The sequence below is a fragment of the Pelomonas baiyunensis genome (assembly GCF_043555935.1).
GTDB lineage: Bacteria > Pseudomonadota > Gammaproteobacteria > Burkholderiales > Burkholderiaceae_C > Pelomonas > Pelomonas baiyunensis.
In genome coordinates, this window is record NZ_JBIGIB010000001.1 from 127,070 (window position 1) to 154,037 (window position 26,968).

General features: G+C 69.5%; 24 protein-coding genes. 8 read left to right on the forward strand and 16 right to left on the reverse strand.

Annotated features, from left to right (window positions below):
* Positions 1 to 11: 11 nt before the first annotated feature.
* Together ACG01O_RS00525 and ACG01O_RS00530 are read right to left on the reverse strand one after the other, a co-directional pair.
* On the reverse strand, positions 12 to 773 hold the full coding sequence (locus tag ACG01O_RS00525) for a TonB family protein (protein ID WP_394379980.1): 762 nt from the start codon (positions 771 to 773) through the stop codon (positions 12 to 14).
* A 163-nt stretch (positions 774 to 936) separates the two neighbouring features.
* Positions 937 to 1,347, reverse strand: a complete 411-nt coding sequence (locus ACG01O_RS00530; protein ID WP_394379983.1) for a MerR family transcriptional regulator — start codon at positions 1,345 to 1,347, stop codon at positions 937 to 939.
* A gap of 40 nt (positions 1,348 to 1,387) precedes the next feature.
* Here ACG01O_RS00530 and ACG01O_RS00535 point away from each other — a divergent pair, with 40 nt between their 5' ends.
* Entirely contained in the window at positions 1,388 to 2,455 is a 1,068-nt protein-coding gene (locus tag ACG01O_RS00535) for an MBL fold metallo-hydrolase (protein ID WP_394379986.1), read from the forward strand.
* Positions 2,456 to 2,748: 293 nt separating this feature from the next.
* Here the strand turns inward: ACG01O_RS00535 and ACG01O_RS00540 are convergent, their stop codons facing one another.
* The 7 genes from ACG01O_RS00540 to ACG01O_RS00570 form a co-directional block, all read right to left on the reverse strand.
* Positions 2,749 to 3,558, reverse strand: a complete 810-nt coding sequence (locus ACG01O_RS00540; protein WP_394379989.1) for a M48 family metallopeptidase — start codon at positions 3,556 to 3,558, stop codon at positions 2,749 to 2,751.
* 5 nt (positions 3,559 to 3,563) lie between these two features.
* Positions 3,564 to 4,364: a lysophospholipid acyltransferase family protein gene (locus tag ACG01O_RS00545; protein WP_394379992.1), complete on the reverse strand. Its 801-nt coding sequence runs from the start codon at positions 4,362 to 4,364 to the stop codon at positions 3,564 to 3,566.
* Positions 4,364 to 5,008, reverse strand: a complete 645-nt coding sequence (gmhB, locus tag ACG01O_RS00550; protein ID WP_394379994.1) for a D-glycero-beta-D-manno-heptose 1,7-bisphosphate 7-phosphatase — start codon at positions 5,006 to 5,008, stop codon at positions 4,364 to 4,366. Before gmhB ends, ACG01O_RS00545 begins: the two co-directional genes overlap by 1 nt.
* Before the next feature lie 7 nt (positions 5,009 to 5,015).
* Positions 5,016 to 7,151, reverse strand: a complete 2,136-nt coding sequence (gene glyS, locus ACG01O_RS00555; RefSeq protein ID WP_394379997.1) for a glycine--tRNA ligase subunit beta — start codon at positions 7,149 to 7,151, stop codon at positions 5,016 to 5,018.
* Entirely contained in the window at positions 7,151 to 8,080 is a 930-nt protein-coding gene (gene glyQ, locus ACG01O_RS00560) for a glycine--tRNA ligase subunit alpha (RefSeq protein WP_394379999.1), read from the reverse strand. The genes glyS and glyQ overlap by 1 nt, the downstream gene beginning before the upstream one ends.
* Positions 8,081 to 8,150: 70 nt before the next feature.
* The gene (gene lnt / locus ACG01O_RS00565; protein WP_394380002.1) at positions 8,151 to 9,626 is read right to left on the reverse strand and encodes an apolipoprotein N-acyltransferase; all 1,476 of its coding nucleotides are present in this window, start codon (positions 9,624 to 9,626) and stop codon (positions 8,151 to 8,153) included.
* Complete coding sequence (locus ACG01O_RS00570; protein ID WP_394380005.1) at positions 9,623 to 10,495, reverse strand: HlyC/CorC family transporter; 873 nt, start codon at positions 10,493 to 10,495, stop codon at positions 9,623 to 9,625. Before ACG01O_RS00570 ends, lnt begins: the two co-directional genes overlap by 4 nt.
* Positions 10,496 to 10,663: 168 nt before the next feature.
* Here ACG01O_RS00570 and ACG01O_RS00575 point away from each other — a divergent pair, with 168 nt between their 5' ends.
* From ACG01O_RS00575 to ACG01O_RS00600, 6 genes are all read left to right on the forward strand, one after another.
* A complete protein-coding gene (locus tag ACG01O_RS00575; protein WP_394380007.1) occupies positions 10,664 to 11,722 on the forward strand; it encodes a CobW family GTP-binding protein in 1,059 nt (352 codons plus the stop codon).
* A gap of 157 nt (positions 11,723 to 11,879) precedes the next feature.
* Entirely contained in the window at positions 11,880 to 12,536 is a 657-nt protein-coding gene (gene dksA, locus ACG01O_RS00580; RefSeq protein WP_394380010.1) for an RNA polymerase-binding protein DksA, read from the forward strand.
* A gap of 9 nt (positions 12,537 to 12,545) precedes the next feature.
* Positions 12,546 to 14,303: a hypothetical protein gene (locus tag ACG01O_RS00585; RefSeq protein ID WP_394380013.1), complete on the forward strand. Its 1,758-nt coding sequence runs from the start codon at positions 12,546 to 12,548 to the stop codon at positions 14,301 to 14,303.
* Between the two features lie 208 nt (positions 14,304 to 14,511).
* Entirely contained in the window at positions 14,512 to 15,078 is a 567-nt protein-coding gene (gene hslV, locus ACG01O_RS00590) for an ATP-dependent protease subunit HslV (protein ID WP_394380016.1), read from the forward strand.
* Positions 15,075 to 16,388, forward strand: coding sequence for an ATP-dependent protease ATPase subunit HslU (gene hslU / locus ACG01O_RS00595; protein WP_394380019.1), 1,314 nt, complete (start codon positions 15,075 to 15,077; stop codon positions 16,386 to 16,388). The genes hslV and hslU overlap by 4 nt, the downstream gene beginning before the upstream one ends.
* 93 nt (positions 16,389 to 16,481) lie before the next feature.
* Positions 16,482 to 17,330 (forward strand): potassium channel family protein, encoded by an 849-nt coding sequence (locus tag ACG01O_RS00600; protein WP_394380021.1) that lies wholly within the window; start codon positions 16,482 to 16,484, stop codon positions 17,328 to 17,330.
* A gap of 48 nt (positions 17,331 to 17,378) precedes the next feature.
* On the opposite strand, the gene ACG01O_RS00605 is transcribed toward ACG01O_RS00600, so the two are convergent.
* Together ACG01O_RS00605 and ACG01O_RS00610 are read right to left on the reverse strand one after the other, a co-directional pair.
* Entirely contained in the window at positions 17,379 to 18,008 is a 630-nt protein-coding gene (locus ACG01O_RS00605; RefSeq protein WP_394380024.1) for a helix-turn-helix transcriptional regulator, read from the reverse strand.
* A 129-nt stretch (positions 18,009 to 18,137) separates the two neighbouring features.
* On the reverse strand, positions 18,138 to 18,902 hold the full coding sequence (locus ACG01O_RS00610; protein ID WP_394380026.1) for a type III pantothenate kinase: 765 nt from the start codon (positions 18,900 to 18,902) through the stop codon (positions 18,138 to 18,140).
* Between the two features lie 130 nt (positions 18,903 to 19,032).
* On the opposite strand from ACG01O_RS00610, the gene ACG01O_RS00615 reads away from it, so the two are divergent.
* Entirely contained in the window at positions 19,033 to 20,583 is a 1,551-nt protein-coding gene (locus tag ACG01O_RS00615; RefSeq protein ID WP_394380028.1) for a methyl-accepting chemotaxis protein, read from the forward strand.
* A gap of 150 nt (positions 20,584 to 20,733) precedes the next feature.
* Here the strand turns inward: ACG01O_RS00615 and ACG01O_RS00620 are convergent, their stop codons facing one another.
* The 5 genes from ACG01O_RS00620 to ACG01O_RS00640 form a co-directional block, all read right to left on the reverse strand.
* The gene (locus ACG01O_RS00620; protein WP_394380030.1) at positions 20,734 to 21,120 is read right to left on the reverse strand and encodes a hypothetical protein; all 387 of its coding nucleotides are present in this window, start codon (positions 21,118 to 21,120) and stop codon (positions 20,734 to 20,736) included.
* Positions 21,121 to 21,287: 167 nt separating this feature from the next.
* On the reverse strand, positions 21,288 to 22,040 hold the full coding sequence (cobA, locus tag ACG01O_RS00625) for a uroporphyrinogen-III C-methyltransferase (RefSeq protein WP_394380033.1): 753 nt from the start codon (positions 22,038 to 22,040) through the stop codon (positions 21,288 to 21,290).
* Positions 22,037 to 24,871 carry a nitrate reductase gene (locus ACG01O_RS00630; protein ID WP_394380036.1) on the reverse strand — a complete coding sequence of 945 codons (2,835 nt, stop codon included), beginning with the start codon at positions 24,869 to 24,871 and terminating at the stop codon, positions 22,037 to 22,039. Before ACG01O_RS00630 ends, cobA begins: the two co-directional genes overlap by 4 nt.
* A gap of 47 nt (positions 24,872 to 24,918) precedes the next feature.
* The gene (locus tag ACG01O_RS00635) at positions 24,919 to 25,638 is read right to left on the reverse strand and encodes a hypothetical protein (protein ID WP_394380038.1); all 720 of its coding nucleotides are present in this window, start codon (positions 25,636 to 25,638) and stop codon (positions 24,919 to 24,921) included.
* Positions 25,639 to 25,713: 75 nt separating this feature from the next.
* Positions 25,714 to 26,967, reverse strand: coding sequence for an NAD(P)/FAD-dependent oxidoreductase (locus ACG01O_RS00640; RefSeq protein ID WP_394380040.1), 1,254 nt, complete (start codon positions 26,965 to 26,967; stop codon positions 25,714 to 25,716).
* Position 26,968: the final 1 nt, after the last annotated feature.

Here is a 26,968-nt window from a genome sequence, read left to right on the forward strand (position 1 = left end):
CCGTCAGGCGCTCACTCGGCTTCGTTGTTGAACGCCACTTCCACCGCCGCCTCACGGGCCTTGCGGATGGGGGCGAACTTCCATTGCTTGACCGCCTCGACGGCGGCGGCGCCCAGGCGGTTGTGGCTGGCCTTGATGACGCTGGCCTGCTGCACGCTGCCATCCGGCGCCACCACGAACTGCACCTGCGCAAAGCCGTTGCGGAACGCGGTTTGCGCCAGTTGACGCGGAATGACGGGCTCCACCTTGGCCATCAGGCGCAGGGGTTCTTCGGCTTCTTCCTGGGCTGGCGCCGGCGGCTCGGCGGCCTTGGCGGCCACGGCCAGCGGGGCGGCTGGCGGCGGGCTGGGTTCGGCCACGGCCACCACCACCGGGGCGCGGTCGGGTTCTGGGGCCGGCGCGGCCGCGGTGGTCACGGGCGCGGGTGCTGGCGTGGGGCTGGCCGTGCCTGCAGCCGGGTTGGCGGCAGAGTTGGCCGCCGTGTTGGTCACCGGTGCTGCGGGCTTGGGTGCAGCAGCCACAGGTGCGGCGGCGGGCTTCTTGGCCGCCTGGGCGGGCGCCGGCGCGGGAGCGGGCGCCGGCTGCTGTCGGTTGGCGCCCTTGTCAGCGTTCAGCTTGATCCAATGGAACACCGCGTCGGCGGCTTTCTGTGCGCGCTCCAGGTTCTGCGCCGGCGGCGCTTCCTGGGCGCTGGCGGCTTGGGTCAGCGCGAGCAAGGCGCCCGCAATCGCGGGCAGGGCGAGCGCCAGAGCGGGGCGCGGTCCAACGGTCATGACAACTCCACGTGAACGGTCCGATCCAGGGCGCGCACAGGCGCCGGTCGAGCGTCAGACTCTAGTCAGAGTTGAGGATGGCGTCAGCGGGGTTTGCCCCGCCTGACCGACAAATTAGGGGACACGCCCGCAAAAAGCGTCACGGTCCGCCGGGGCGGGTGATTCAGCCCGCCAGCAGGGCCCGGCAGCGCTTCTCGTGCTGCTGGATTTCCGCAAGCGTCACTTCGATGTCGTGACGCTGCTGCTCCAGCTGCTGCCGGTGCTGCGCCAGCAGCGCCAGGAACGCCCGCAATTGGGGCGCCGCGCTGGCCTGGCTGTCGTACATGTCCACGAGTTGCTTGATGTCCTGCAACGCCAGACCCAGGCGCTTGCCGCGCAGGGTGAGCTTCAGGCGTGTGCGGTCACGCGGGGTGTAGACGCGGTTGCGGCCCTTGCGGCCGGGCTCCAGCAGGCCCATGTCCTCGTAGAACCGGATGGCGCGTGGCGTGATGTCGAACTCGGCAGCCAGTTCGGTGATGGTGAAGGTCTGTTGCGGGGCTTCGGTCGCGGGCGGGACAGACTTGCGAGGGGGCATGGCTACACTCAATTGACGTAAACGTCAGTCTAAGTCCGTCATGGCCAACGCACGCGAATCGGAACTTCACTACCCCCTCGGCGAAACCCTCCCCCAGCCCGGCGAGGCGCTGGACCTGGCCCCGGGCGTGCGCTGGGTGCGCATGGGCCTGCCCTTCGCGCTGGACCACATCAACCTGTGGCTGCTGCGTGACCGCATCGATGGCTGCGAAGGCTGGACCATCGTCGACTGCGGCATTGCCAGCGACGACACCCGCGCCAACTGGGAACGCGTGTTTGCCGAACGCCTGGACGGCCTGCCCGTGCTGCGCGTCATGGCCACGCACTTCCACCCGGACCACCTCGGCCTGGCCCACTGGCTGACCGAAAAGTGGGACTGCCGGCTGTGGATGAGCGCCACCGACTTCAACCTCGCCCGCCTGGCCAGCAGTTCCACGGTGGGCATGGGCGGCGCCACCGCTGCGGCGTTCTTCGGCAGCCATGGGCTGACCGACCCCGACTCGCTGGAGAAGATCCGCGCCCGGGCGGACTACTACCCCAAGATGGTGCCGGTGGTGCCGAACAGCTACCGCCGCCTGATGGACGGCATGGAAGTCGAGATCGGGGGGCGCACCTGGCTGTGCATCGCCGGCTACGGGCACGCGCCGGAGCACATCAGCCTGTGCTGCCCCGATGCCGAGGGCGGGCCGCTGCTGATCTCGGGTGACATGGTGCTGCCGCGCATTTCCACCAACGTCTCGGTGGTGGACGTGGAGCCCGAGGCCGACCCGCTGACGCTGTACCTGAACTCGCTGGCCCGCTACCTGGCGTTGCCGAGCGACACGCTGGTGCTGCCCTCGCACGGCAAGCCGTTCACCGGCCTGCATGAGCGCATCGACCAACTGCGCGAACACCACGACGAGCGCCTGTCCGAGGTGATGGCGGCCTGCACCGCCGAGCCCACGCACGCCGCCGGCCTGCTGGGCGTGCTGTTCAAGCGCAAGCTGGACCTGCACCAAACCACCTTCGCCATGGGCGAGGCCATTGCCCACCTGAATGCGCTGTGGCTGGAGGGCGATTTGGTGCGAGAGCAGGGCGACGACGGCGTTTACCGCTTCCGGCCCGCCTGAGCGAGCGGGGTGGCCTGGGCGCTCGGGGTTGCCCGGGCGAGCCCAGCGACCGGGCGCCGATGGCGCCTCGCCAGAAAAAGAAACGCCGCCGCCGATCGGAGATCGTGCGGCGGCGGCCTGGGGCCCGGCACCTTCACTCTGACCGGATGGAACCGGTTCCTCTGGGCGCCTGTGATGACAGCATCGGGGCGGAGTGTTCCTGAACGTCAAGGCAGGAAGGTGAACCCGAGTCGGGAATATTCACAAACAATCCATTTCAAGGCGCGTCAGCCCCCGGCTGAGGCGCCCCAGGCTCACTGCAGGACGATGGATTCTTCGCGCAGCGCGTCGCGCGAGCGTTCAAAGTCGGGCAGCACCGAGCGCACCGTGTCCCAGAACGCCGGGCTGTGGTTCATCTCCCGCAGGTGGGCCAGTTCGTGGGCCACCACGTAATCGATGATGGCCGGCGCGAAGTGGATGAGCCGCCAGTTCAGCCGGATGCTGCCGTTGGCGCTGGCGCTGCCCCAGCGGGTCTGGGCGGACGACAGCCGCAGCGACGTCATGGTCACGCCCAGTCGGTCGGCAAAGTGGCGGCAGCGGGGCAGGAAGTCTTCCCGCGCGCGGGCTTGCAGCCAGGCCTGCGTGAGGTCGCGGATCTGCTCGGCGCTGGCGCCGTGGGGCAGCGGCAGGTGCAGTTGCCGGCGCGCGTCGTCCCACAGCACCTCGCGCACCTGCGGTGCGATCACCAGGGTCAGCGGTGCGCCCAGGTAGGGCAGGGTGCCGCCGTCCACCCAGTCGATGCGGGCGGCCTGGATGCGTTGCTGGCGCTCGCGCTGCTCGACGAGCTTGCGCAGGATCCACTCGCCCTTGTGGTGCAGGGCGCGTTCAATTTCCTGCACCGGCACCCAGCGCGGCGCGCTGACCCGCAGGCCTTGCGGGCCCACGACGAAGCCGATGCTGCGCCGACGGGCGCGCTTGAGTTCGTAGCCAATGCGGTGCTGGCCCAGCATCATTTCCCGCACGGTGCGGGGCGCGCCGGGCTCGGCCGGCGCAATCTCCGCCGCCACGTCGAACAGTGACAACTGGTTGTCCTGCAGCAGCGGGGCGGGGCGCTTGCCGGGCATGGGGTTTAGCGTTGCGTCGGAGCGGGCTGGCCGGCGACGCCGGCCGCGGGAGGGGGGGCGTAGGCGTCCGGGTCCAGCCGGCGCATCTCGCCTTCGATCCAGTCTTTCACCTCGCGCATCATCTCGGCGGGGTCCCGGCCTTCCGGGCGGATAGGGCGGCCGATGGAGATGTCCACCACGCCCGGGCGCAGCAAGAAGCTCTTGCGCGGCCAGCAGCGCGCTGCGGTGGCCGCGATGGGCACCACCGGCAGGCCGGCTTCGATGGCCAGGCGGGTGCCGCCTGTCTTGTACTCGCCCACCTCGCCGCGGGCGATGCGCGTGCCCTCGGGGAACATGATGACCCAGTTGCCCATGGCGCCCAGGCGCTTGCCCTGGTTCAGCACCTTGTTCCAGGCTTCGGTGCGGCGGCCGCGATCGATGTGGATCATGTCCATGCGCGCCATGGCCCAGCCGAAGAACGGCACGTACAGCAGTTCGCGCTTGAACACGTAGGCCAGCGGGTGGCTCAGCAGCGCGGGGTAGGCAAAGGTTTCCCAGGTGCTTTGGTGCTTGGACAGCAGCACCACACCGGCCTTGCGGTCGGACGCGGGGGGCAGGTTGTCCATGCCCTGGATGCGCCAGCGCACGCCGCAGATGAAGCGCGCGCTCCAGATGGCCACCTTCAGCCAGCCGGCGCAGGCCCAGTAGACCGGGTCACCCCGGCGGAACACCGACAGGAGCAGCACCCCCAGCGCCCAGGGGATCACGGTGACGATGAGGACGAGAACGAAGATCAGCGAGCGCACGGCGCTCAGCAAACTGGACATCAGGCAAGGCCTCCGGCCTGGGTGACAGGGGGGAGGGCCTGGCCGCGCTGTTCGGCCAGCCGGCGTCGCTCCTCCTGGATGAGGGTTTCGGCGAAGCTCGCCAGGTCGTCGTGCACCCGTGCAGTGGGCACCTGCACCAGCAGGTGGGCCACGGCCTCGCTGCCCAGCGCGCCCAGCGGCCCGGTGAGCACGAGGTGCGGCACGCAGCCGGCGTTTTGCGCCGTGAGCAGGTCGGTCAGCGAGGCGCCCACCATGTGCACCGCGCCGAGTTCCACGTCGAAGCGCTCGCCGATCTGGCGCACCAGGCCGGGCAGCGGCTTGCGGCAGTCGCAGCCTTCCTCAGGCGTGTGCGGGCAGAAGAAGGCTGCGTCCAGCCGCCCGCCCTTTTCAGCGAGCAACTGGTTCAGCCGCAGGTGTACGCCGTTGAGCGAAGCCATGTCCAGCAGCCCGCGGCCGATGCCGGCCTGGTTGGTGGCCAGCACGGTGTGCCAGCCCGCGTGGTTCAGGCGGGCCACGGCCTCCATGGCGCCGGGCAGTGGGTCCAGCTCTTCCGGCGCCTTGACGTGGTCGTCGCGGTAGCGGTTGAGCGTGCCGTCACGCCCGAGGATGACGAGCTTCATGCCATGGGCGTGGTCGGCGCGCATCGGGGGCTCAGGCCAGGCGTGAAAGGTCGGCCACGCGGTTCATCGCCGCGTGCAGGCGCCCCAGCAGCGCCAGGCGGTTGGCCCGCAGCGCCGGGTCTTCGGCATTCACCATCACGTCGTCGAAGAAGGCATCCACCGGGGCCTTGAGCGCTGCCAGGCGCTGCAGCGAGCCGGTGTAGTCGTGCTGCTCGAAGAGGGTGTCGGCCTGCGGCTGCACGTCGGCAATCGCCGTCGCCAGGGCCTGCTCGGCGGCTTCCTTCAGCAGCTCGGCGTTGACGGCCGTGGGCAGTTCGCCCTCGACCTTCTTCAGGATGTTGCCCACGCGCTTGTTGGCAGCGGCCAGCGAGGCCGCTTCCGGCAGGGCGGCAAAGGCGCGTACGGCCAGCAGGCGCTTGGGGATGTCGCCTAGGCGGGTGGGGTTCAGGGCCAGCACGGCGTCCACTTCCTGGGCGCTGTAGCCTTGGTCCCGCAGGGAAACGGCCAGGCGGTCAGCGAAGAACGACAGCAGCGCGTCGCGCGGGTTGGTGATGAGCTCGCCGAAGGCCGGCACGGCGGCGTCGATCAGCGCGGGCAACTCCAGCGGCAGGTTCTTCTCGACCAGGATGCGCACGATGCCCAGCGCGTGTCGGCGCAGCGCAAACGGGTCCTTGTCGCCGGTGGGCAACTGGCCGATGCCGAACAGGCCCACCAGGGTTTCGAGCTTGTCGGCCAGGGCCACCACGGTGCCGGTGTGGTTGCGCGGCAGCGCGTCGCCGGCGAAGCGGGGCTTGTAGTGGTCTTCGATGGCGATGGCGACGCCGTCGCGCAGGCCCTCGTGGCGGGCGTAGTAGCCGCCCATGATGCCCTGCAGCTCGGGGAACTCGCCCACCATGTCGGTCAGCAGGTCGCACTTGGCCAGCAAGGCCGCTTGCTTGACCTTGCTGTCCAGCACCTTGAACTCGTCGTCAGCCTCCACCGTGTAGGGCAGCGTGGCCATGCTGAGCTGCTGCACGATGGCGTGGCCGATGGCGCGCACGCGCTCGGTGCGTTCGCCCTGGCTGCCCAGCTTGCCGTGGTACACCACCTTGGCCAGGCCGGGCAGGCGCGATTCCAGCGTCTTCTTGCGGTCCTGGTCGAAGAAGAACTTCGCGTCGGCCAGGCGCGGGCGCACCACGCGCTCGTTGCCGCCGGTCACGGCCGAGGCGTCGGCCGGTGCGATGTTGCTGACGACCAGGAAGTGGCGGGTCAGCTTGCCCGCAGCGTCCAGCAGCGGAAAGTACTTCTGGTTGGCCTTCATCGTGAGGATGAGGCATTCCTGCGGCACGGTCAGGAACTCCGGCTCGAAGGCGCAGGTCAGCACGTTCGGGCGTTCGACCAGCGCCGTCACTTCGTCCAGCAGGGCGTCGTCGTCGATGGGCTTGAGGCTCAGCGCGTCGGCGGCGGCCTGCAGTTGGCGGGCGATTTCCGCCCGGCGCTCGGCGAAACCGGCGATGACGGCGCCTTGCTCACGCAGCTGGGTGGCGTAGCTGTCGGCCGACTCCACACTCACGGTCGCCTGCGCCGCCTCGAAGCGGTGGCCTTGGGTGGTGCGGCCCGAGGTCAGACCCAGGGCCTGGACGGGCACGACGTCGGCGCCGTGCAGGGCCACCAGGCCATGCGCCGGGCGCACGAACTTCACGTCGCTCCAGCCGTCAGCCAGCTGGTAGGTCATCACCTTCGGGATTGGCAGCTTGGCCAGCGCCTCGTCCAGCGCCTTTTGAAGACCTTGCGCCAGCGTGGCGCCGGGCTGGATGCTGTCCCAGAACAGGGCCTCGGCCTTGCCGTCGGGGGCGCGCTTGAGCTGCGGCACCACCTCGGGGCCGGCGCCCACGGCGGCCAGCTTCTTCAGCAGCGCGGGCGTGGCCTGGCCGTCGGCGGTCAGCGCCACGGCCACGGGCATGAGCTTTTGCTGCACGGCTTTGTCGGCGGCCTTGTCGGCCACGCCGGTGAGGTGCAGACCCAGGCGGCGCGGCGACGCGAAGGAGGTGGCCGCGGCGTCCGCGCCCGCCAGGCCCTGGGCCTTGAGGCTGTCCGCCAGCACGCTGGCGAACGACTCGCCCAGCTTCTTCAGCGCCTTCGGGGGCAGCTCTTCAACAAACAGTTCAACGAGCAGGTTCTTCGTCATCACGCGGCCGCCTTCTTGTTCTTCAGTTCGATCTGCGCGATCACTTCATCCGCCCAGGCCTTGGGGGCCATCGGGAAGCCCAGGCGCGCACGGCTGTCCACGTAGCTTTGCGCCACGGCGCGGGCCAGGTTGCGGATGCGGCCGATGTAGGCGGCGCGCTCGGTCACCGAGATGGCGCCGCGGGCGTCCAGCAGGTTGAAGGTGTGGCCGGCCTTGAGCAGCTGCTCGTACGCGGGCAGAGCCAGCTTCTCGACCATCAGCTCCTGGCTCTTCTTCTCGTGCGCGGCGAACGCCGTCAGCAGGAAGTCCACATCGCTGTGCTCGAAGTTGTAGGTGCTCTGCTCCACCTCGTTCTGGTGGAACACGTCGCCGTAGGTCAGGCCGTCGGTGTAGACCAGGTCGTACACCGATTCCTTGCCCTGCAGGTACATGGCCAGGCGCTCCAGGCCGTAGGTGATTTCGCCGGTGATGGGCTTGCAGTCGATGCCACCCACCTGCTGGAAGTAGGTGAACTGCGTGACTTCCATGCCGTTGAGCCAGACCTCCCAGCCCAGGCCCCAGCAGCCGAGCGTGGGGTTCTCCCAGTCGTCCTCGACGAAGCGCACGTCGTTCTTTTTCAGATCGAAGCCCAGCGCTTCCAGCGAGCCCAGGTACAGCTCCAGGATGTTGGCCGGTGCGGGCTTGAGCACGACCTGGTACTGGTAGTAGTGCTGCAGGCGGTTGGGGTTGTCGCCGTAGCGGCCGTCCTTGGGGCGGCGGCTGGGCTGCACGTAGGCGGCCTTCCAGGGCTCGGGGCCCAGCGCGCGCAAGAAGGTGGCGGTGTGGCTGGTGCCGGCGCCCACTTCCATGTCGTAGGGCTGGAGCAGGGCGCAGCCCTGTTTGGACCAATAGTCCTGAAGCGTCAGGATGATTTGCTGGAAGGTCAGCATGAGACTCGATCGAGAGGGGATGGCCGATTCTATTGGGCGCTCCCGGGCCGTTTCAGGCGCGCCGAGCGGGTCAGGGCGCAGCCCGGCGGCGGGCTGTGCGTTGCAGGCCCAGCCAGACCAGCGCGCCGGCCAGCCACAGGGGCGCCAGGCCCGCGGCGGCCAGCCAGGTGGCGTAGGGCGTGGTGCCGGTGCGGCCTTCCACCGTGGCCTCCAGCACGCCGCGCGCCAGCGCGGGCAGCCGGGCGGTCACCGCGCCTTCGTGGCTGACCACGGCGGTGGCGCCGGTGTTGGTGGAGCGCACGACCGGCCGCTGGAATTCGAGCGCCCGCATGCGCGAGAACTGCAGGTGCTGGTCCTGGATCATCACGGTGCCGAACCAGGCCAGGTTGCTGACGTTGACGAACACCGTGGCCGCGTCGGCCCCCACGGCGCTGCGCACCACGTCTTCGCCGAACAAGTCTTCGTAGCAGATCAGCGGCCGCAGGCGCTGTCCGGCCACGGGCCAGGCGTCTTGGTGCTGGCCGCGGGCCTGGTCGTCCAGCGGGATGTTCATCGCGCGCACAAACCAGCCGAAGCCCGGCGGAATGAACTCGCCGAACGGCAGCAGGTGGCGCTTGCCGTAGTGGTAGCTTGCGCCCAGCGCCACCACCGAGTTCACATAGCCTTCTTCCGCATTCCCCAGGAAGGTGCCCAACAGCGCGGGCTGTTGCGGGCGAGCCAGGCGGGCCAGGGTTTCGGGGGGCAGCTCGCTCATGGGCAATGGCACCACCGATTCCGGGGTGATCACCACCTGCCCCCGCGCAGACTCGATCTGCGCGGCCAGCCCTTCCAGGTTGGCCTGGAAGCGCGCGGGGTCGAACTTCTGGTCTTGCGGGATGCTGGGCTGCACCAGCGACACCGCCATCGTGCCCGTGCTGCGCGTGAACTGCTGCGGCAGCACCCCGCCCGCCAGCGGCACCACCAGCGCCACGGCCGCGCCCACCCAGGCCCGGGCGCGCAACATCACCAAGCCGGCCGCGGCCAGTGCACCCAACGCGGCAATGCCGTAAATGCCCACCCAGGGTGCCCAGCCGGCCAGCGGGCCGGTGGTGTGCGCATAGCCGGACGCCAGCCACGGGAAGCCGCTGAACCACGAGGCCCGGGCCAACTCCCCCAGCAGCCAGGCCGGCACCAGCGCCCACAGCCGGTGCGGGCCGGGCGCGATGGCGCGGGCGGTGAGCCCCAGGGCCAAGGCGTAGTAGCCGCTCAGGAACGCCGCCAGCAGCGCCACGGCGCCCGCCGCCGCCAGCCAGGGAATGCCACCGAACTGGTGCATGCTGATGTGCAGCCACCACAGGCCCGACGCCAGCCAGCTGAACCCGAACGCGCCGCCCAGCAACGCCGCGCGCCGCGGCTTTTCGTGCTGCACGGCGCCGAACAGCAGCGCCAGCGCCAGCGGTTGCAGGAACCAGGCGTCCGTCGGGGCGAAAGCGGCGGTGTGCAGCACGCCGGCCGCCAGCGCCAGGCCCACCGCGCGTGCGGCCGTCACCGGGCGTTCGGCGCTCACGCGTCGAGCGCGTCGTCGGGCACGCGGGTCACCTTGAACCAGCGCACCGCGCCGCCGCGCGTCAGCATGACGGCGAAGTTCAGCCCGCCCACCTGCACCGCTTCGCCCCGGCGCGGCACACGCCCGTGCTCATGGGCCACCAGGCCGCCGATGGTGTCGAAATCCGTGTCCGGCAGGCTCAGGCCGAAGCTGCCGTTCACGGCCGCGATGGTGGCGTCGCCCGCCACACGCTGCGTGCCGTCGGCCAGCGTGTAGATGCCGGTATCGGAGCTTTGCTCGTCGAACTCGTCTTCGATCTCGCCGACGATTTCTTCCAGCACGTCTTCAATGGTGATCAAGCCGGCCGTGTTGCCGAACTCGTCGATGACGATGGCCAGGTGGCTGCGGTTGGAGCGGAAGTCGCGCAGCAACTCGTTGAGCCCTTTGCTTTCCGGCACGAACACCGTGGGGCGCAGCAGCGCGCGCAGGTTCAACTCGGGTGCGCGCTGCATCTTGAGCAGGTCTTTGGCCAGCAGGATGCCGATGATGTTGTCCCGCGAGCCCTCGTACACCGGGAAGCGCGAGTGGCCGCTGTCGATGACCAGCCCCAGCAATTCGTCGTAGGGCGCGTCGATGTCCAGCAGGTCCATGCGGGGCGCGGCCACCATCGCGTCGCCGGCCGACAGCTCCGCCATGCGCAGCACGCCTTCGAGCATCTGGCGCGATTCCGGCTCGATCAGCTCCCGCTGCTCGGCATCGGCCAGCGTTTCGATCAGCTCAGTCTTGGAATCAGGGCCGGGGTGCAGGAACTCGAGCACGCGCTCCAGCAGGCCGCGCGGCTCCTTGGGGTCGCCCGCACGTGCGGGCCGACTCGACGCAGGGTCGGACATGGGGTCCGGGGTTGCTCAGAACCCCGAAGAGAACAAGGGACGCACAGGATAGCGGATGGTCGTGACAGGCCATGGCCTTGGGGGCAGCCGGCTTTGCGGCGGGCTGGCGCTTGTGAATGCGGCGGCGGACCCAAAATAGCGGCTTTTAGAAATTTCGCAGGCCCTGCCATGTCCTCCGCGCCGTCCCTCATCCCCGCGACCATCCTCACCGGCTTCCTCGGCTCGGGCAAAACCACGCTGCTCAAGCGCGTGCTGACCGAGGCCCACGGCCAGAAGATCGCCGTCATCGAGAACGAGTTCGGCGAAGAGAACATCGACAACGACATCCTGGTGTCGGACACGAACGAGCAGATCATCCAGATGAGCAACGGCTGCGTCTGCTGCACCATCCGTGAAGACCTGCGCTCCACGCTGGCCGATCTGGCGGCCAAGCGCCGCAAGGGCGAACTGGATTTCGAGCGCGTTGTCATTGAAACCACCGGCCTCGCCGACCCTGGCCCGGTGGCGCAGACCTTCTTCATGGATGACGAAATCGCCGAGGCCTACCTGCTGGACTCGGTGCTGACGCTGGTGGACGCCAAGCACGCCGACGAGCAGCTCAACACCCGCCAGGAAGCGCGCATGCAGGTCGGCTTTGCTGACCAAATCTTCATCAGCAAGAGCGACCTGGTGGAGCCGGCGGCGGTGGAGGCCTTGATCCACCGCATCAAGCACATGAACCCGCGCGCCCCCATCCAGACGGCGCATTTCGGCGAGGTGGCGCTTGCCAAGGTGTTCGATCTGCGGGGCTTCAACCTGAATGCCAAGCTGGAAATCGACCCCGACTTCCTGAAGGGGGACGAGCACGGACATCACCACCACCATCACCACGATCACGACCACGCGCACGGCGAGCACTGCGACCACCCGCACCACCACCATGCGCACGACGACGACGTGAAGAGCTTCGTCTTCCGGTCTGAAAAAGCGTTCAACCCCGCCAAGCTCGAAGACTTCCTGGGCGCCATCGTGCAGGTCTACGGCCCCAAGATGCTGCGCTACAAGGGCGTGCTGTTCATGAAAGGCACCGACAAGAAGGTGATCTTCCAGGGTGTTCACCAGATGATGGGGTCCGATTTGGGCCCGAAATGGATGCCGGGCGAGAAAAAGCAGAGCAAGATGGTGTTCATCGGCATCGACTTGCCCAAGGACGTGCTGATGCAAGGTTTGGAAGGCTGTCTCGCATGAGCTCAGCGCCCCTCGGAAACCCGCGGGACGAGGGGCGCGAGACCGGTGTTTGGGCGTGGCTACAATCCGCCGCGCTCAAAAATCGGGCTGCCGGCTGAAAGGCCGTGGCTTTACGGTCTGATGCCGTGTCCATGCAGCCCCGAGTGAGGAGAAGACTGTGAGCAAGACCCCGGCCCCCAAATCCGCCGCCGCACCTGCCAAGGGTGCCAAGGCAGGCGCCAAGCATGACGCCGGCACCGACGTCGCCACCCTCGAGGCGCCGGCACCTGCCAACCGCTTCTCTGATCGATTTGCCCCTCCCAAGCCGCCCGCGCGCGGCGCCTCTCACGTCGAAGCTGATATGCCCCGTACACCCGCCAAGGCCGACCCCAAGCTGGCCAATGCCTGGAAGACCAAGTCCGGCGCCGAGCTGACCGATGCCGAAGTGCTGGCCATGCCCGACTCGGAGTACATGAACGCCAAGCAGGTGGAGTTCTTCCGCGCCAAGCTCAACGAGCTCAAGGAGGGCGTGCTGTCCAACGCGGGTGAAACCACCGAGCACCTGCGCGAAGACACCACCATCGTGCCGGACCCGGCCGACCGCGCCACCATCGAAGAAGAACACGCCCTGGAGTTGCGTACGCGCGACCGTGAACGCAAGCTTCTCAAGAAGATCGTGCAATCCATCGCACGTCTGGACAGCGGCGACTACGGCTACTGCGACGAAACCGGCGAACCTATTGGTTTGGGCCGTTTGATCGCGCGTCCGACGGCGACGCTGTCGCTGGAAGCCCAGCAGCGCCGCGAGCTCAAGCAAAAAATGTTTGGTGATTAAGCTTTGACCATGTCCGAATCCAAGCCCGCAGACCCCAAGGAAGGCGACAGCTTCTTCCGCAAGGTTGCGCGCTTCGTGGCCAATCCCACGACGGACTGGGCGGAGATCAACTCCCGTCAGGACGACCCCGAGGGCGACCTGGCGAAAGCGGAATTGCGCGCCATGGTGGAGCGCAAGCGACGCAACGACTTCGTGCGCAAGCGCGAGCTCGACATGCTGCGTCGCATCCGCCGCGAAGGCCTGACGCCCGAGCAACTCGCTGCACTGGCCTCGTCGCCGTCCCGCTTGGGCGACGACGAGCGGCTGAGCGAGCCGAATTCCAAGATCGATCTGGGCGTGAAAGCCAAGATCGACGAGATCGAACAGCAGATGGTGGGCGAGAGCTTTGCCACCACGCAGGCCGTGCCCAAGGCACAGCCGGGGCTGTTCGAAACCCCCACACGCCCCGGCGCTTTCGCGCCCACCATGCCGGCCACGCCGCTGGCGGAGCCCGCGGGCGGGCGCGTGAGCGAGTTCTCGACCCCGCGTGAGGTCGAGCGCCTGCAGGCGCCCACGCCGCCGGCCTCCGTCACCATGGGGGCCGCCATTCCGCCGCTGTCCGAGTCGCCGCCCAGCCGGCTGCCGGATTTGCCGCCGCTGGACATGCCGCTGTCGTTCACGTTGGCGGAATCCACCCCCGACGTTGAAGTGCAGGAGGTCGTGCACGACCCCGAACTCGACGAGGCCGTCATCGCGTTCGCGAATGCCGACTACGAGACCAGCGAGCGTGCGCTGACCGACTTGGTGCACCCGGGCGGCAGTCGCAACCTGCACGGCGAAACTTGGCTGGTGTTGTTCGATCACTATCGCGCCACCGGCTCGCAGGGCAAGTTCGAGGCGCTGGCGGTTGAGTACGCGCAACAGTTCGGCCTCTCGGCGCCGCAGTGGTTCTCCATGCCCAAGTTGGTGGCCGAAACCTCGCGGCAAGCCAGCCGCTCGCCCATGGGAAAGGGCGCGGCGGTCAGCTGGACGGCGCCCGCCGCCATGACGGCCGACGATGTGGCCGTGCTGCGCAAGCGCAGCGAGACCCTGCCCATGCCCTGGGTGTTCGATTGGGGCTCGCTGGACCAGATCGAGATCGACGCGGCCATCCAGCTGCGTGAGTTGCTGCGCCAGTGGGCCGAGCAACCCATCGACCAGCGCTGGCTGGGCGGTGACCACTTCCTGAACCAGCTGCGCGAACTCGCGCCGGTGGGGGAGCGTGACACCGACCCCGCGCTCTGGATGCTGCGGCTCGAAGCCCTGCGCCTGGCCAACCGGCCGGACCAGTTCGACGAAGCCGCCATCGACTACTGCGTGACCTACGAGGTCTCACCCCCGTCGTGGGAGCGCTGCAAGTGCCGCGTGCGCATTGGCGGTGAGGGTGCGTCCACGCACAGCATGCCCACCACCACGATGCAGACCGAGGCGCAGTCCACCTTCATGGACACCAGCGTGGCCGAGGCGAGCGTGGCGCAGGTGGAGTTGATGGGCCAGCTCAGCGGAGACATCTCCGACCAGCTGCGCAGCATGTCGGCCGAGGTGGCCGATGCCTCCTTGGTGAACATCAACTGCACCAAGCTGATCCGCCTGGACTTCATGGCCGCGGGCGACCTGCTGAACTGGGTGCTGCAGCGCCGCAGCGAAAACCGCGCGGTCGTGTTCTCGGATGCCCACCGTCTGGTGGCGCTGTTCTTTGGTGCCATGGGCATCAACGAGCACGCGAAGGTCAAGATCCGGGTGAATTAGCCCACCCCCTACCGGCTTCGCCGGCCCCCTCAAGGGGGCACTGCCGACGGCCCGGCGGAGCCGGTTCCGTGGCAGTTGCTGGATCGGTCGCGGCGGGGCCGCTCCGTGTCGGGGGGGGCAACGTGTTGGCATCGGTCCGTCCTGTACAGGCGCGGGGTGGGGCGCCCGAATCTTGCGAAACTGTGGATCGACCTCATCTGGGCGATCTATGTCTTCTGATTCTTCTGCTGCCGTGTATCACGGCACCACCATCGTCTCGGTGCGGCGCCAGACGCCCACCGGCTGGCAGGTGGCCATCGGGGGTGATGGCCAGGTCACGCTGGGCCACACCGTCGTCAAGGCCAGTGCGCGCAAGGTGCGCAAGCTGTATCGGGATCAAGTGCTGGCGGGCTTCGCCGGCGCCACGGCCGATGCCTTCACCTTGTTCGAGCGCTTCGAGGCCAAGCTGGAAAAGCACCAGGGCCACCTCGTGCGCGCGGCCGTCGAGCTGACGCGCGACTGGCGCACCGACCGCGTGCTGCGCCGCCTGGAAGCCATGCTGGCGGTGGCCGACAAATCGGCCTCGCTCATCATCACCGGCAATGGCGACGTGCTGGAGCCCGAGCAGGGCATCGTGGCCATCGGGTCGGGCGGCGCCTACGCGCAGGCCGCGGCCAAGGCGCTGCTGGCCAACACCGAGCTGAGCGCGGCCGACATCGTCAAGAAGTCGCTGGAGATTGCCGGCGAGATCTGCATCTACACCAACCAGAACCACACGCTGGAGGTGCTCGAATGAGTTCGATGACCCCGGCGGAGATCGTCTCCGAACTCGACCGCCACATCGTCGGCCAAAACGCCGCCAAGCGCGCGGTGGCCATTGCCATGCGCAACCGCTGGCGCCGCCAGCAGGTGGACGAGAAGCTGCGCGGCGAGATCACGCCCAAGAACATTTTGATGATCGGCCCCACCGGTGTGGGCAAGACCGAGATCGCCCGCCGCCTGGCGCGCCTGGCCGGTGCACCCTTCATCAAGGTGGAGGCCACCAAGTTCACCGAGGTGGGCTACGTGGGCAAGGACGTGGATTCCATCATCCGCGACCTGATCGAAGTGGCCGTGAAGCAGGAGCGCGAGGGCGCCATGCGCCGCTGCCAGGCCCGCGCTGAAGACGCCGCCGAAGACCGCATCCTCGACGTGCTGCTGCCCGGCAGCGATGCCGACAACGCCACGCGCCAGGGCTTTCGCAAGCGGCTGCGTGAGGGCCAGCTGAACGACAAGGACATTGAGCTCGACCTCGCTGCCCCCAAGCCCAGCGTGGAGGTGCTGACGCCCTTCGGCAACCAGCCGGGCATGGAAGACATGGCCGAGCAGCTCAAGGGCATGTTCAGCCAGTTCGGCGCGCAGCAAAAGAAGACCCGCAAGCTCAAGATCGCCGAGGCGCTGAAGCTGCTGGTGGACGAAGAAGCGGCCAAGCTCGTCAACGAAGAAGAGATCCGCGCCACGGCCCTGGCCAACGCGCAGGAGATGGGCATCGTGTTCATCGACGAGATCGACAAGGTGGCCTCGCGCAGCGATCACGGCGGGGCCGAGGTGTCGCGCCAGGGCGTGCAGCGCGACCTGCTGCCGCTGGTGGAGGGCACGACCGTATCCACCAAGTACGGCCTCGTCAAAACCGACCACATCCTCTTCATCGCCAGCGGCGCGTTTCACCTCAGCAAGCCCAGCGACCTGATCCCGGAGCTGCAGGGCCGCCTGCCCATCCGCGTGGAGCTGGACTCGTTGTCGGTGGCGGACTTTGAAGCCATCCTCACCAGCACGCACGCCAGCCTCGTCAAGCAGTACCAGGCGCTGCTGGCCACCGAAGGCGTCACGCTCGACCTGCAGCCTGAGGCCATCCGCCGCCTGGCGCAGATCGCGTTCGAGGTGAACGAGCGCACCGAGAACATCGGCGCCCGCCGCCTTGCCACGGTGATGGAGCGGCTGCTGGACGAAATCAGCTTCGACGCCCCGCGCCACGCCGGCCAGACCGTGTCGCTGGATGCGGCCGCGGTGGACGCCAAGCTCGGCGCGCTGGCGGCCAACGACGACCTGAGCCGGTTCATCCTCTAAGACGAACGGCGGGTCAGCTGGTCGCGCGGGCCTTCGGCGCATTCCTTGCGCTGAAGCAAGCGGTGCAGGGCCGGCTTTGGGTAGGCTGGCCCCATGTCCAAACATGCGCCGTCGAGAACCTGGGGCCTGGCCCAACCGCCGGCCAACAGCCCCGGCGCGGCGCGCGAGCGCAGCCGGTGGCGCTGGCCGGTGTTGGTGTCGCTGCTGGCCACCATTCCGGCGTTCTACATCGAGCTGCTGGAGCAACTGCCCACGCCGCTGGCCACCGCGCTGTACCTGATGGCGGCGGCCGTGCTGGGCGGCGCCTTGTGGCGCGTGGCGCGGCGGCTGGACCACCCCCGCCAGTACCTGCGCCGCAACGTGCTGGACCTGGCGCTCATCGGCGGCTTTGCGCTCGCGGCGCTGCTGCCGGCCAGTGTGGAGTCGCCCGCCAGCCTGGCGGTGCGGCTGGCGGTGGCCTTGCTCAGCCTGGTGCGCATGGTGTGGACGCTGCGGCCGTGGATCACCCGCGGCGGGCTGGGTTACCTCTTGATGCTGGCCTGCGCAGTGCTGTGCTTTTGCGGCGTGGGCTTCTGGGCGCTGGAGCCGCGCGTGCAGACGCTGGGCGACGGCCTGTGGCTGGCCTTCACCACGGCGGCCACGGTGGGCTATGGCGACATCGTGCCCAGCACGCCGGCGGCCAAGATCTTTGCGGTGTTCGTGGTGCTGCTGGGCTATGCCGTGCTGTCACTGGTGACGGCGGCGATTGCGGCCATGTGGGTGGAAACCACCGAGCGGCGCATCGAGCACGACATCCTGCGCGAGCTGCACCTGGAGGTGAGCGCCCTGCGGGCCGAGGTGGCCGCGCTGCGGGTGCAGGGCGATGGGCCCACCCCGCCCAACCTGGCCACCCCGCCCACCGCGCCGAACCCTGCGCCGCCTGCCAAGAAGCCTGCCGGCTGAACCGGCCGCCCGCGGGCCCGCCGTGGCGGCTGCGTCCGTGTGGCCTCGTCAGTGCGGCAGGGCCCGCGCGCTGCCCGTCCAGCGCATCAGCTGCATCAGCGACGGGGCCTGGCACTTGGTCAGCAGCTGCCGCACATGGCTGCGCACCGTGCTCACGCGCAAACCCAGCAGGCGGGACACGGCGTCCACCGGCTCGCCATCGGCCAGCAGCAGCAGCACGTGGCGCTCGGCCGGGCTGAGGCCGAAGCGCAGCGTCATGGCTTCGATGCGGGCGGCGTGCGTCAGTTCGGGCTGGTCCACGTGCACGGCCAGCAGCACGCAGCCGGCGGGCCAGCCTTCGGCCTGCGCAATGGCGGGCGACAGGGGCGCCGCATGCAGCCACCCGGTGTTCAGGCTGGGGCTGAACCACAGGCTGCAACGGCTGGCCGTGCCCGACGCGGCCATGGCCAGCAGCCGGTCCAGCTGCGTGGCGTCCAGCTGGCCCAGCCGGTGCAGGCAGCCCTCCAGCAGGCGGGCGCTGGCTTGCACCACGGGCAGCGCGGCCGTGTTGGCAAACAGCAGGTGCCGGTTCGTGTCCAGCACCAGCAAGGCTTGCGGCAGGTCGGCTAGCACCTCGCAGGGCTTGCCCGGCCGGTGATCGCGCGCTGCCGTGGCGGCGGTGGTGAGTAAGTTCAGCAAAGACGACCCCTGAGCGTGTGCGGTGTGAGCACCGTCTGATGGCCGCCAGTGTGGCCACGCCCTGCGCTGCGGGGTATCGGCCATTTGGCCGACGGGCCCCCGGGGTGCGGGGGGCCGGGGATGCGGATGTCAGCCGCGGGCGGCGTTCAGCGCCAGCAGGCCGTCAAAGATCAGGCCCTCGATCAGCTCGTGCGGCGCGTCCAGCGCCGGGGCCACCTTCCAGCCGGCGCCGCCGGTCATCAGCAGCAGGGGCGGGCGGCCTTCGCGCTGCGTCAGCAGTCGGTGCATGCGTTCGATGGCGCCGGTGATGGCGAAGGTGCCGCCGGTGGTGAGCGCGTCGCTGGTGTTGGTGGGGAAGTCGCGCACCTCGCCGGTGGGCACGCGCAGGCCGGCCGTGCCGCCTTCCAGGGCGCGCAGCATGATGCCGTGGCCGGGCAGGATGAGCCCGCCCAGGAACTGCCCGTCGCTGGACAGTGCATCCACCGTCACGGCCGTGCCCACCATCACGGTCAGCACCGGGCCAGTGAAGCCGCGGCGCCGCGCGTGGGCGTGGGCGCCGATCACGGCCACCCAGCGGTCGGCGCCCAGGCGGGTGGGGTGGTCGTAGCCGTTGCGCACGCCGGCCGCTTCCAGGTCCGGCACCACCCAGCGGGGCGTCAGGTCCCACTGCTCCATCTGCTCTTCCACCCGCCGGCGCACCGCGTCACCCGCCACGTTGCTGCCCAGGATGCGGGCCGGTGGGGGCAGGTGTTGCCAGTCTTCGTCAGCCAGGCGGTCGATGTTCTCCAGGAACACCGCGCCGTGCTGCAGCGGCGCCGTGCCGGGCTCGGCGCCTTGGGCGTAGACGGCCCACTTGAGGCGGGTGTTGCCGATGTCGATGGCCAAAAAGCTCATGGTGGGCGCCGTGGCGGGGGCAAAGACGTGAAGGATGGCGCGAGCCTACCAGCGCCACGGGGCCCGATTGCGTGGCTTTCTGCTTCAATCGGCCGGAAACCTGTCTGCCTGACTCTGCAAGGAGAACTCCATGCTGCGACGCCTGCGTATTCAAGCGCGCCTTTGGTTGGCCTTCGGTCTCATCCTGGGCATGACGGCCCTGCTGGTGGCGCTGGGCGGCTTCGGGCTCAACGTGTCGCAGAAGGCCATCCAGGGCATTACGCAAAAGCTCATCCCGTCGTCCAACATCACGGTGGCGGCGCGCAGCCACCTGCAGCAAAGCAAGACGGCCACCTCCACGCTGGTGGCCTCGCTGTTTAACAAGGAAGGCACCGCCCGCGCCAAGAAGGAGTGGGACGCCGCCCAGGCCGGGCTGGACAAGGCGATGGAAGACTTCGCCGCCATTGCCACCGAAGACAAAAGCCGCGAGGCGCTGGCCAAGTTCCGCGGCCTGATGGCCGACTACCGCAAAGCCGTGAAGCCGGTGGCCGACAAAGTGATCGGCGACGGCTACCCCGACGCGCCCTCCGCCTTTGAAGACATGAAGGCGGCCGACGCTGCGTACGACCCGGCGCTGGCCATGCTCATCAACATCGAAGGCGACCTGAAAAAGCGCGGCGATGAGGTGTTCAACAAGGTCGACGGCCTCGTCAGCGGCGTGTTCGTGGCGTTCATCGTGGCGTTTGCGGTGTGCATGGTGGCGGGCGCGCTGCTGGCCATCGGCATCTCGCGTTCCATCATCGGCCCGCTGGTGGCCGCCAAGCGCTTTGCCGAACGCATGGCCGACGGCGACCTCTCCCGCGCGCCTGACGCCACCGGCACCGACGAATCCGCCGAAATGATGCAGGCCCTGGCCGCCATGCAGCGCTCGCTGTCCGAGATCGTCGGGCAGGTGCGCGAGTCGGCCGAGAGCATCCAGGTCGCGTCCACCGAAGTGGCCAGCGGCAACATGGACCTGAGCCAGCGCACCGAGCAAACCGCCTCCAACCTGCAACAGGCCTCCAGTTCCATGACCGAACTCACCGGCACCGTGAGCCAGAGCGCCGACTCCGCCATGACGGCCAAGCAGCTGGCCGGCGCCGCCGCCGAAACCGCCGCCCGCGGGGGCGATGTGGTGTCGCGCGTGGTCAGCACCATGGGCGAGATCAACACCGCCAGCCGCAAGATCAACGACATCATCGGCACCATCGACGGCATTGCCTTCCAAACCAACATCCTGGCGCTGAACGCCGCGGTGGAAGCCGCCCGCGCCGGCGAGCAAGGCCGCGGCTTTGCGGTGGTGGCTGGCGAGGTGCGCTCGCTCGCCCAGCGCAGCGCCGAGGCCGCCCGCGAGATCAAGACCCTGATCGGCGCCAGCGTCGAGCGGGTGGAAGCCGGCACCACGCTGGTGAACGACGCCGGCAGCACCATGACCGACATCGTTGGCTCGGTGCAGCGCGTGACCGACATCATTGGCGAGATCAGCGCCGCCGCCATGGAGCAAAGCCAGGGCATCGCGCAGGTCAACGGCACCGTGTCCGAGCTGGACCAGATGACCCAGCAAAACGCCGCCCTGGTGGAAGAGTCTGCCGCGGCTGCTCAGTCCCTCAAGGAGCAGGCCGTGCGGCTGGCGGGGTTGGTGAGCAGCTTCAAGCTGAGTTGAGGCAGGAGCGGCGCTGCAAGCACGTCTGCGGCAATGCCTGTGAGGCTGGTGTCACTAACCGTGGTGCTCTTGCAAACGACGTCGGCGTTGCTTCAGGTCAGTCGAGGTTCGCCTGTTTGGCCCCTATGGCGTCCGGAATAGGCCGTCCGTTCAGTCGATTGAATTGCTCGCATTTAAAACTGCTTGGGCAGTTTCCAAACGGAGGCTTGCAACGCGCTGGAAGGCGGCGATAGCTTCGTTGCGAACTTCTTCCGGAAGCATTCGTAGCAAAGCCACCAGGCGAACTTCTGTTGGGTTTAACCGTCCCAACGTGGCGATCGCGTCATGCTTTTCTCCTAGACCGTTGGCTAGCCAGGTTGCACTCACGCCCAGTAGCGACGCTGCCTTCAGGTGATTGCTGGCACTGAATGCCTTGGATTTCCCTTCTAGAGCCTTGGCAATGGCTTGGTAGGAAAGTCCCATAGCCGTTGTGAACTGTGACTTTGTCAACCCCGAGGCTGCAAGCGCTTGATTCAGTCGATCGGCGTAGGACTCCATGTGTCGATTTGTCGGATGCGAACGTTCAGCATCGTGCGGCCAATTCGGCCTCGTGTAAATCATTAGCTGCCGGCGCAATGCGGGTCATACGAGATTGGCCGCGGTAGGTGCCGCGGATAGTGACTTACTCTAGGCCCGGGGATTCCTGGCGCTCGAGGGCCGGCACCTTACGCTGACTGCTGCACCCCCACCGACAGTCCCTCGATCGCCGCCATCGCCGCCACCTCCCCAACCACCAACAACGACGGGCTCTTGAGGCCCTCGCGGGCGATGCAGGCCGGCAGGTCGGCCAGCGTGGTCACCGCGTGGCGCTGCTGCGCCGTGTGGGCGGCGCTGACGATGGCGGCGGGCAGGTCGGCGCGCAGGCCGGCGGCGAGCAGTTGGGCGGTGATGTGGGCTGCGCGGGCCACGCCCATGTAGATGACGAGCGTCAGCCCGGTGCGGGCGAGCGCGGCCCAGTCGGGTTCGGTGCGGCCTTCACCGGGATGGCCGGTGACCAGGATGACGCCGGGCGAGGCGCGGCGGTCGGTGACCGGGATGCCCACGGCCGCCGGGCCGGCGATGCCGCTGGTCAGGCCGCTCACCACCTCGACCTCGATGCCGGCCTCGCGCAGCGCATCCACCTCCTCGCCCCCGCGGCCGAAGACGAAGGGGTCGCCGCCCTTGAGGCGCACCACGCGGTGGCCGGCGCGGGCTTCTTTGATCATCAGCGCGTGGATGAAGTGCTGGTCGGTGCTGATGCAGCCGCCGCGTTTGCCCACGCGCAGCAGGCGGCCGCGCACCAGGGCCAGCACGCGTGGGTCGATCAGGTCGTCGGCCAGCACGACGTCGGCAGCCTCGATGCGCTTGAGCGCGCGCACGGTCAGCAGGTCCGGGTCGCCAGGGCCGGCGCCAACGAGGGAGACGAATGGGGTGTTCATGCCGGAACCTCCTCGGGCGTGGTGGCCACCAGCCGCCGCAGCGTGGGCAGGCAGGAGCCGCATTGGGTGCCGCATTTCTTCTCGGCCTGCAGCTGGGCCAGGCGCTCGGCCGGGCTGCCGCTGCAGCGGGCGAGCGTGAAGCGGATGACGTTTTCGCGCACGTCGAAGCAGTTGCACACCTGCGGGCTGGCGGGTGCCGCTTGCGCGGCTGGGGCTTGCGGAGCCAGCAGCGCGCGGCCGGCGGCGGCGGTGGGCGTGCGGGCACGCCACAGGTCGGCCAGCCAGGCGCCTTCGTCGTGCCGGCCCACGCGCAGCACGGCTTGCAGCGGGGCGTCGGCGTTGGCGCCTGAACCGGCGTCGGCGCGGCGCAGGCGGCGCACCCGGTGGCGTTGCGGGTCGGCGTAGTGCAGGGTGCTGGGGTGGTTCAGGCCCAGCAGTGCGGTGAGGGCGTCCAGCTGCGCTTCGGTGGGCGGTGTGGCGTGGGCGGCCTCGAACACCCAGCCCACCTCGGGGCTGCCGTGCGGGGCGGGCGCGGGCAGGCAGTGGGCGTAGCCGAAGGCGGGCATCAGCGCGCGCAGGGCGTCACGCAGGGCGGCGGCTTCGGCGGGCGGCAGCCAGGCGCAGGCGGTCAGCCGCCAGGGCAGGTCGGCCGCGCTCAGGCGCACGGCGCTGAACTTCAGTTCGGGCTGGCGGGAGTCGGGGCAGGCGGCGGGTTGGGTCAGGCCGTTCACGCCCAGTTGCGCGCCCAGGAATTCATCGCCCCAGTGCATGGCGATGTCGGCGCTGCCGGGTAGCACCTGCGCGTCCAGCCGCAGGGGCAGCACGGCCTCGCCGCGGCGCGATTGCACGCGCACCAGCGCGCCATCGGTCAGCGTGCCACCAGCCAGCGTGCCACCAGCCAGCGCGCCATCAGCCAGCGCGTAGCGGGGCGCGTCGGCGGGGTTCAGGCGCAGCCAGGGCTGGCCTTCGTGCGCGAACAGCCCGGGCACGGTGCCGCTGCGGCTCATGCCGTGCCATTGGTCGCGCAGGCGGCTGGTGGTCAGGGCCACGGGGTAGTCCGGCCCCAGGGCGTCGGCCGGCGGCAGCGCGGGCACGGGCTGGAAGCGGGCGCGGCCGCTGGGCGTGGCAAAGCGGTGCTGGGTGTACAGGCGCGGCGTGGCGGCCTCCACGTAGGGCCATTGCTGCGGGCCGTCGCGGTCCAGCACGTCCCAGCTCAGGCCGCTGATGTCCAGGTCGCGGCCACGGGTGGCGTCGCGGTGGGTGCGCCACAGGGCCTCGGGGCCGTCGGCCACCAGCCGGGGCGCGCGGCCCAGGCCGGCGTCGATGAGGGCGGCCACGTCGCAGGCAATGCGCCAGTCGGGGCGGGCCTCACCCGCGGGCGGCACGGCGGCGCGCACGCGGCTGATGCGCCGCTCGCTGTTGGTGACGGTGCCTTCCTTCTCGCCCCAGGTGGCGGCGGGCAGCAAGTAGTCGGCAAACCGGGCGGTGGCGGTGTGGGCAAAGGCCTCTTGCACGATGACCAGCTCGCAGCGCTGCAGGGCCTCGCGCACGCGGGCCTGGTCGGGCAGCGACTGGGCTGGGTTGGTGCACACGATCCACAGCGCGCGGATCTCGCCGCGGGCGGCGGCGTCGAACATCTCCACCGCCGTGTAGCCGCGCGCGGTGGGCAGCTCAGGCACGCCCCACAGCTGGGCGATTTCGGCGCGGTGCTCGGCGTTGGCGGGGTCGCGGTGGCCGGGCAGCAGGCTGGCCATGGTGCCGGTTTCGCGGCCGCCCATGGCGTTGGGTTGGCCGGTCAGCGAGAAGGGCCCGGCGCCGGGCCGGCCGATCTGCCCGGTGGCCAGGTGCAGGTGAATGAGCGCGGCGTTGTTGGCCGTGCCGTTGCGGCTTTGGTTCAGGCCCTGGCAGTACAGGCTGAGCGAGGCCGGCGCGGTGGCGAACCATTCGGCGGCCTGCCACAGGTCGGCCTCGGGCACGCCGCACACCTCGGCGGCGCGGGCCGGCGGCCAGGCCATGACTTCGGCGCGCAGGGCCTCGAAGCCTTCGGTGTGCTCGGCCATGAAGCTGGCATTCGTCCAGCCGCGCTGCAGCATGGCGTGCAGCAAGCCGTGGCACAGCGCCACGTCGGTGCCCGGGCGCAGCTGCAGGTGCAGGTCGGCCAGCTCGGCGGTTTCGGTGCGGCGCGGGTCGATGACGATGAGCCGGTGCCCGGGCCGCGCGGCGCGGGCGGCTTCCAGCCGGCGGAACAGGATGGGGTGGGCCCAGGCGGGGTTGGCACCGCTGATGAGCACGCAGTCGGCGAGCTCGATGTCTTCGTAGCTGCAGGGCGGGGCGTCGACACCCAGCGTCTGCTTGTAGCCCACCACGGCCGAACTCATGCACAGCCGCGAGTTGGAGTCGATGTGCGGCGTGCCGATCACGGCGCGGGCGAGCTGGTTGAAGGCCTGGTAGTCCTCGGTCAGCAGCTGGCCCGACACGTACACGCCGATGGCCTGCGGCCCGTGGGCGGCGCGAATGGCCAGCAGGCGCTCGGCAATCTCGCGCTGGGCGGTGTCCCAGCTCAGCGGCTCGGGCGTGGCGCCGCGGGTGGCGCGGCGCTGGGGGTCGCGCAGGCGCTGGTGCTGCAGCACCACCGGCGTGGCGGTGAGGTGCAGGTTGCTACCCTTGGTGCACAGCCGGCCGTGGTTGGCGGGGTGGTCGGGGTCGCCCCGCACGCCGGTGATCTGGCCGCCCTCGTGCGCAATCAGCACGCCGCAGCCCACGCCGCAGTAGGGGCAGGTGGAGCGGGTCTCGGCCATCACCGCGCCCCCGCCGTGCAGTGCACGGCCCATGCAAGTTCATGCGAGGGAAGGGGGCAGGGGCGGGGCATGGCAGGGTCTCAGGTGATGCGGGCGCAGTGCTCCGCGACGGTGTCCATCGCGGTCAGCAGGCGTTCGCTGGACAGGAAAAGGGGCGCGGCCAGCCCGGCGCCGGCGGCGGCGCGCAGCGGGGTCCAGGCCGCGTCGGCGGCTTGCAGGCGCTGGCGCAGCGCGGTGTCGGCGCCGCCGTGCAGGGCTTGCTGGCCGGCTTCGAATTCATAGATGGCGCTCTGGCGCTCGCGGCGAATCGGCTCGGCCGCCGGGTTGGCCAGGCCCAGCAGGGCGATGCGCTGCGACAGCAGGCGCTGGCGGGCGGCCAGGCGCGCTTGCCAGGGCAGGCCGGCGCGCGAGCCGGTGGCCAGTTGCGCCAGGGTCAGCATTTCATTGGCGGTGCCCAGCAGCTGGCGGTGGGCGTCGGCCGTGGGGGTGCCGGCCAGCAGGGCTTGGTAGTCCTCGTAGCGGCGCGCCAGGGCGCGCAGGCCGCCGGCTTGTTCGGGGCTGGTGGCTTGTTGGTGCAGCTGCACCAGTTGTTGCGTGAAGGCGGTCTGGCTCGCGTCCAGCACCTGGCGGGCGCTCTGGGCCAGCGCCCCTTCGTTGGTGCACAGCCAGGCCTTGCCCATGCGCTGGGTCAGTGCACCGAGGCTGGGCGTGGTGCACGCCGCAGGGGATTGGCACCACCCCGCAGCGGGCAGGGTGGCCAGCGACACGGCCGCGGTTGCGGCCAGGGGAAGGGTGAACAAATGGCGACGCGAGGACTGCATTCAGGCGCTCCGGGTATGGCGTGAGGACTGCGGGTGCACCGTGCCGCATGGGGTTCACGCGGCCGGGGCCTCCTTCGCCATGCACGGTTCGTTCCAGGTCGCCGGCGGGCCGAACATGAGCTGGTCGCGCAGGGCGCCCACGCTGTGCCCTTCGCGCAGCAGCCGGAAGTACCAGCTGCCGTCTTCGGTGTCGCCATACAGGCAGGCGCCCACCAGCCGGTCGCCTTGCAGCACCAGCTTTTTGTAGACGCCGGTCTGCGGGTCGTGCAGCACGATGGATTCGGTGCCCGCCTCGCCGCGGAAGTCGCCCGCACTGAAGAGGTCGATGCCCGTGACCTTGAGCTTGGCGCTGACCGACGAGCCCTGGTAGCGGCCCACGCCGTGCTGCGCCAGGTGCGTGGCGCACACCTGGGCCTGTTCGTACAGCGGTGCCACCAACCCGTAGGCCACGCCGCGGTGGGCGGCGCATTCGCCCACGGCGTACACGCGCGGGTCGGTCACGGTTTGCAGGGTGTCGTTCACCACAATGCCGCGCTCGCAGTGCAGGCCGGCCTGCTCGGCCAGTTCGGTGCGGGGGCGAATGCCGGCAGCCATCACCACCAGTTCGGCCGGTAGCTCGGTGCCGTCGCGCAGCAGCACGGCGCGCACGCGGCCGGCGGCGTCGGGCAGCAGGGCTTCGGTTTGGGCGCCCAGCGCAAAGCGCAGGCCGCGGGCTTCCAGCGTCTGGCGCAGCAGCGTGGCGGCGGTGTCGTCCAGCTGGCGGTCCAGCAGGTGGGTGCCCAGGTGCACCACGGTCACGGCCATGCCGCGTTGCAGCAGGCCGTTGGCCGCCTCCAGCCCCAGCAGGCCGCCGCCAATCACCACCGCATGCCGGTGGCGTGCGGCGGCGTCGATCATGGCGTGCGTGTCGGCCAGGTCGCGGTAGGCCATCACGCCGGTCAGGGTGTGGCCGGGCACCGGCGGCACGAAGGGGCGCGAGCCGGTGGCCAGCAGCAGGCGGTTGTACGGCGCGCTGCGGCCGTTGGCCGTGTGCACCACGCGGGCGGCGCGGTCGATGGCGGTGACGGTGTCGCCCAGGTGCAGGGTGATGCCGTGCTCGGCATACCAGCTCAGCGGGTTCAGCACGATCTCGTCCGGGGTTTGCTCGCCGGCCAGCACCGGCGACAGCAGCACCCGGTTGTAGTTGGGGTGCAGCTCGGCGCCGAACACGGTGATGTCGTAGAGGCCGGGCGCGGTGCGCAGCAGCTCCTCCAGCGTTTTCACGCCGGCCATGCCGTTGCCCACCATCACCAGCTTCAACTTCTTCATG

What these genes read in the sequence shown, in the direction of transcription:
- ACG01O_RS00575 (WP_394380007.1), top strand. Translation starts at nt 10,664, where the DNA reads ATGTCCTCCGCGCCGTCCCTCATCCCCGCGACCATCCTCACCGGCTTC.
- gmhB (WP_394379994.1), bottom strand. Translation starts at nt 5,008, where the DNA reads ATGCGCGCCGACCACGCCCATGGCATGAAGCTCGTCATCCTCGGGCGT.
- ACG01O_RS00570 (WP_394380005.1), bottom strand. Translation starts at nt 10,495, where the DNA reads ATGTCCGACCCTGCGTCGAGTCGGCCCGCACGTGCGGGCGACCCCAAG.
- hslU (WP_394380019.1), top strand. Translation starts at nt 15,075, where the DNA reads ATGAGTTCGATGACCCCGGCGGAGATCGTCTCCGAACTCGACCGCCAC.
- ACG01O_RS00535 (WP_394379986.1), top strand. Translation starts at nt 1,388, where the DNA reads ATGGCCAACGCACGCGAATCGGAACTTCACTACCCCCTCGGCGAAACC.
- hslV (WP_394380016.1), top strand. Translation starts at nt 14,512, where the DNA reads ATGTCTTCTGATTCTTCTGCTGCCGTGTATCACGGCACCACCATCGTC.
- ACG01O_RS00620 (WP_394380030.1), bottom strand. Translation starts at nt 21,120, where the DNA reads ATGGAGTCCTACGCCGATCGACTGAATCAAGCGCTTGCAGCCTCGGGG.
- ACG01O_RS00545 (WP_394379992.1), bottom strand. Translation starts at nt 4,364, where the DNA reads ATGTCCAGTTTGCTGAGCGCCGTGCGCTCGCTGATCTTCGTTCTCGTC.
- glyQ (WP_394379999.1), bottom strand. Translation starts at nt 8,080, where the DNA reads ATGCTGACCTTCCAGCAAATCATCCTGACGCTTCAGGACTATTGGTCC.
- glyS (WP_394379997.1), bottom strand. Translation starts at nt 7,151, where the DNA reads ATGACGAAGAACCTGCTCGTTGAACTGTTTGTTGAAGAGCTGCCCCCG.
- ACG01O_RS00630 (WP_394380036.1), bottom strand. Translation starts at nt 24,871, where the DNA reads ATGGGCCGTGCACTGCACGGCGGGGGCGCGGTGATGGCCGAGACCCGC.
- ACG01O_RS00540 (WP_394379989.1), bottom strand. Translation starts at nt 3,558, where the DNA reads ATGCCCGGCAAGCGCCCCGCCCCGCTGCTGCAGGACAACCAGTTGTCA.
- ACG01O_RS00615 (WP_394380028.1), top strand. Translation starts at nt 19,033, where the DNA reads ATGCTGCGACGCCTGCGTATTCAAGCGCGCCTTTGGTTGGCCTTCGGT.
- ACG01O_RS00585 (WP_394380013.1), top strand. Translation starts at nt 12,546, where the DNA reads ATGTCCGAATCCAAGCCCGCAGACCCCAAGGAAGGCGACAGCTTCTTC.
- cobA (WP_394380033.1), bottom strand. Translation starts at nt 22,040, where the DNA reads ATGAACACCCCATTCGTCTCCCTCGTTGGCGCCGGCCCTGGCGACCCG.
- ACG01O_RS00600 (WP_394380021.1), top strand. Translation starts at nt 16,482, where the DNA reads ATGTCCAAACATGCGCCGTCGAGAACCTGGGGCCTGGCCCAACCGCCG.
- ACG01O_RS00640 (WP_394380040.1), bottom strand. Translation starts at nt 26,967, where the DNA reads ATGAAGAAGTTGAAGCTGGTGATGGTGGGCAACGGCATGGCCGGCGTG.
- ACG01O_RS00530 (WP_394379983.1), bottom strand. Translation starts at nt 1,347, where the DNA reads ATGCCCCCTCGCAAGTCTGTCCCGCCCGCGACCGAAGCCCCGCAACAG.
- ACG01O_RS00610 (WP_394380026.1), bottom strand. Translation starts at nt 18,902, where the DNA reads ATGAGCTTTTTGGCCATCGACATCGGCAACACCCGCCTCAAGTGGGCC.
- ACG01O_RS00525 (WP_394379980.1), bottom strand. Translation starts at nt 773, where the DNA reads ATGACCGTTGGACCGCGCCCCGCTCTGGCGCTCGCCCTGCCCGCGATT.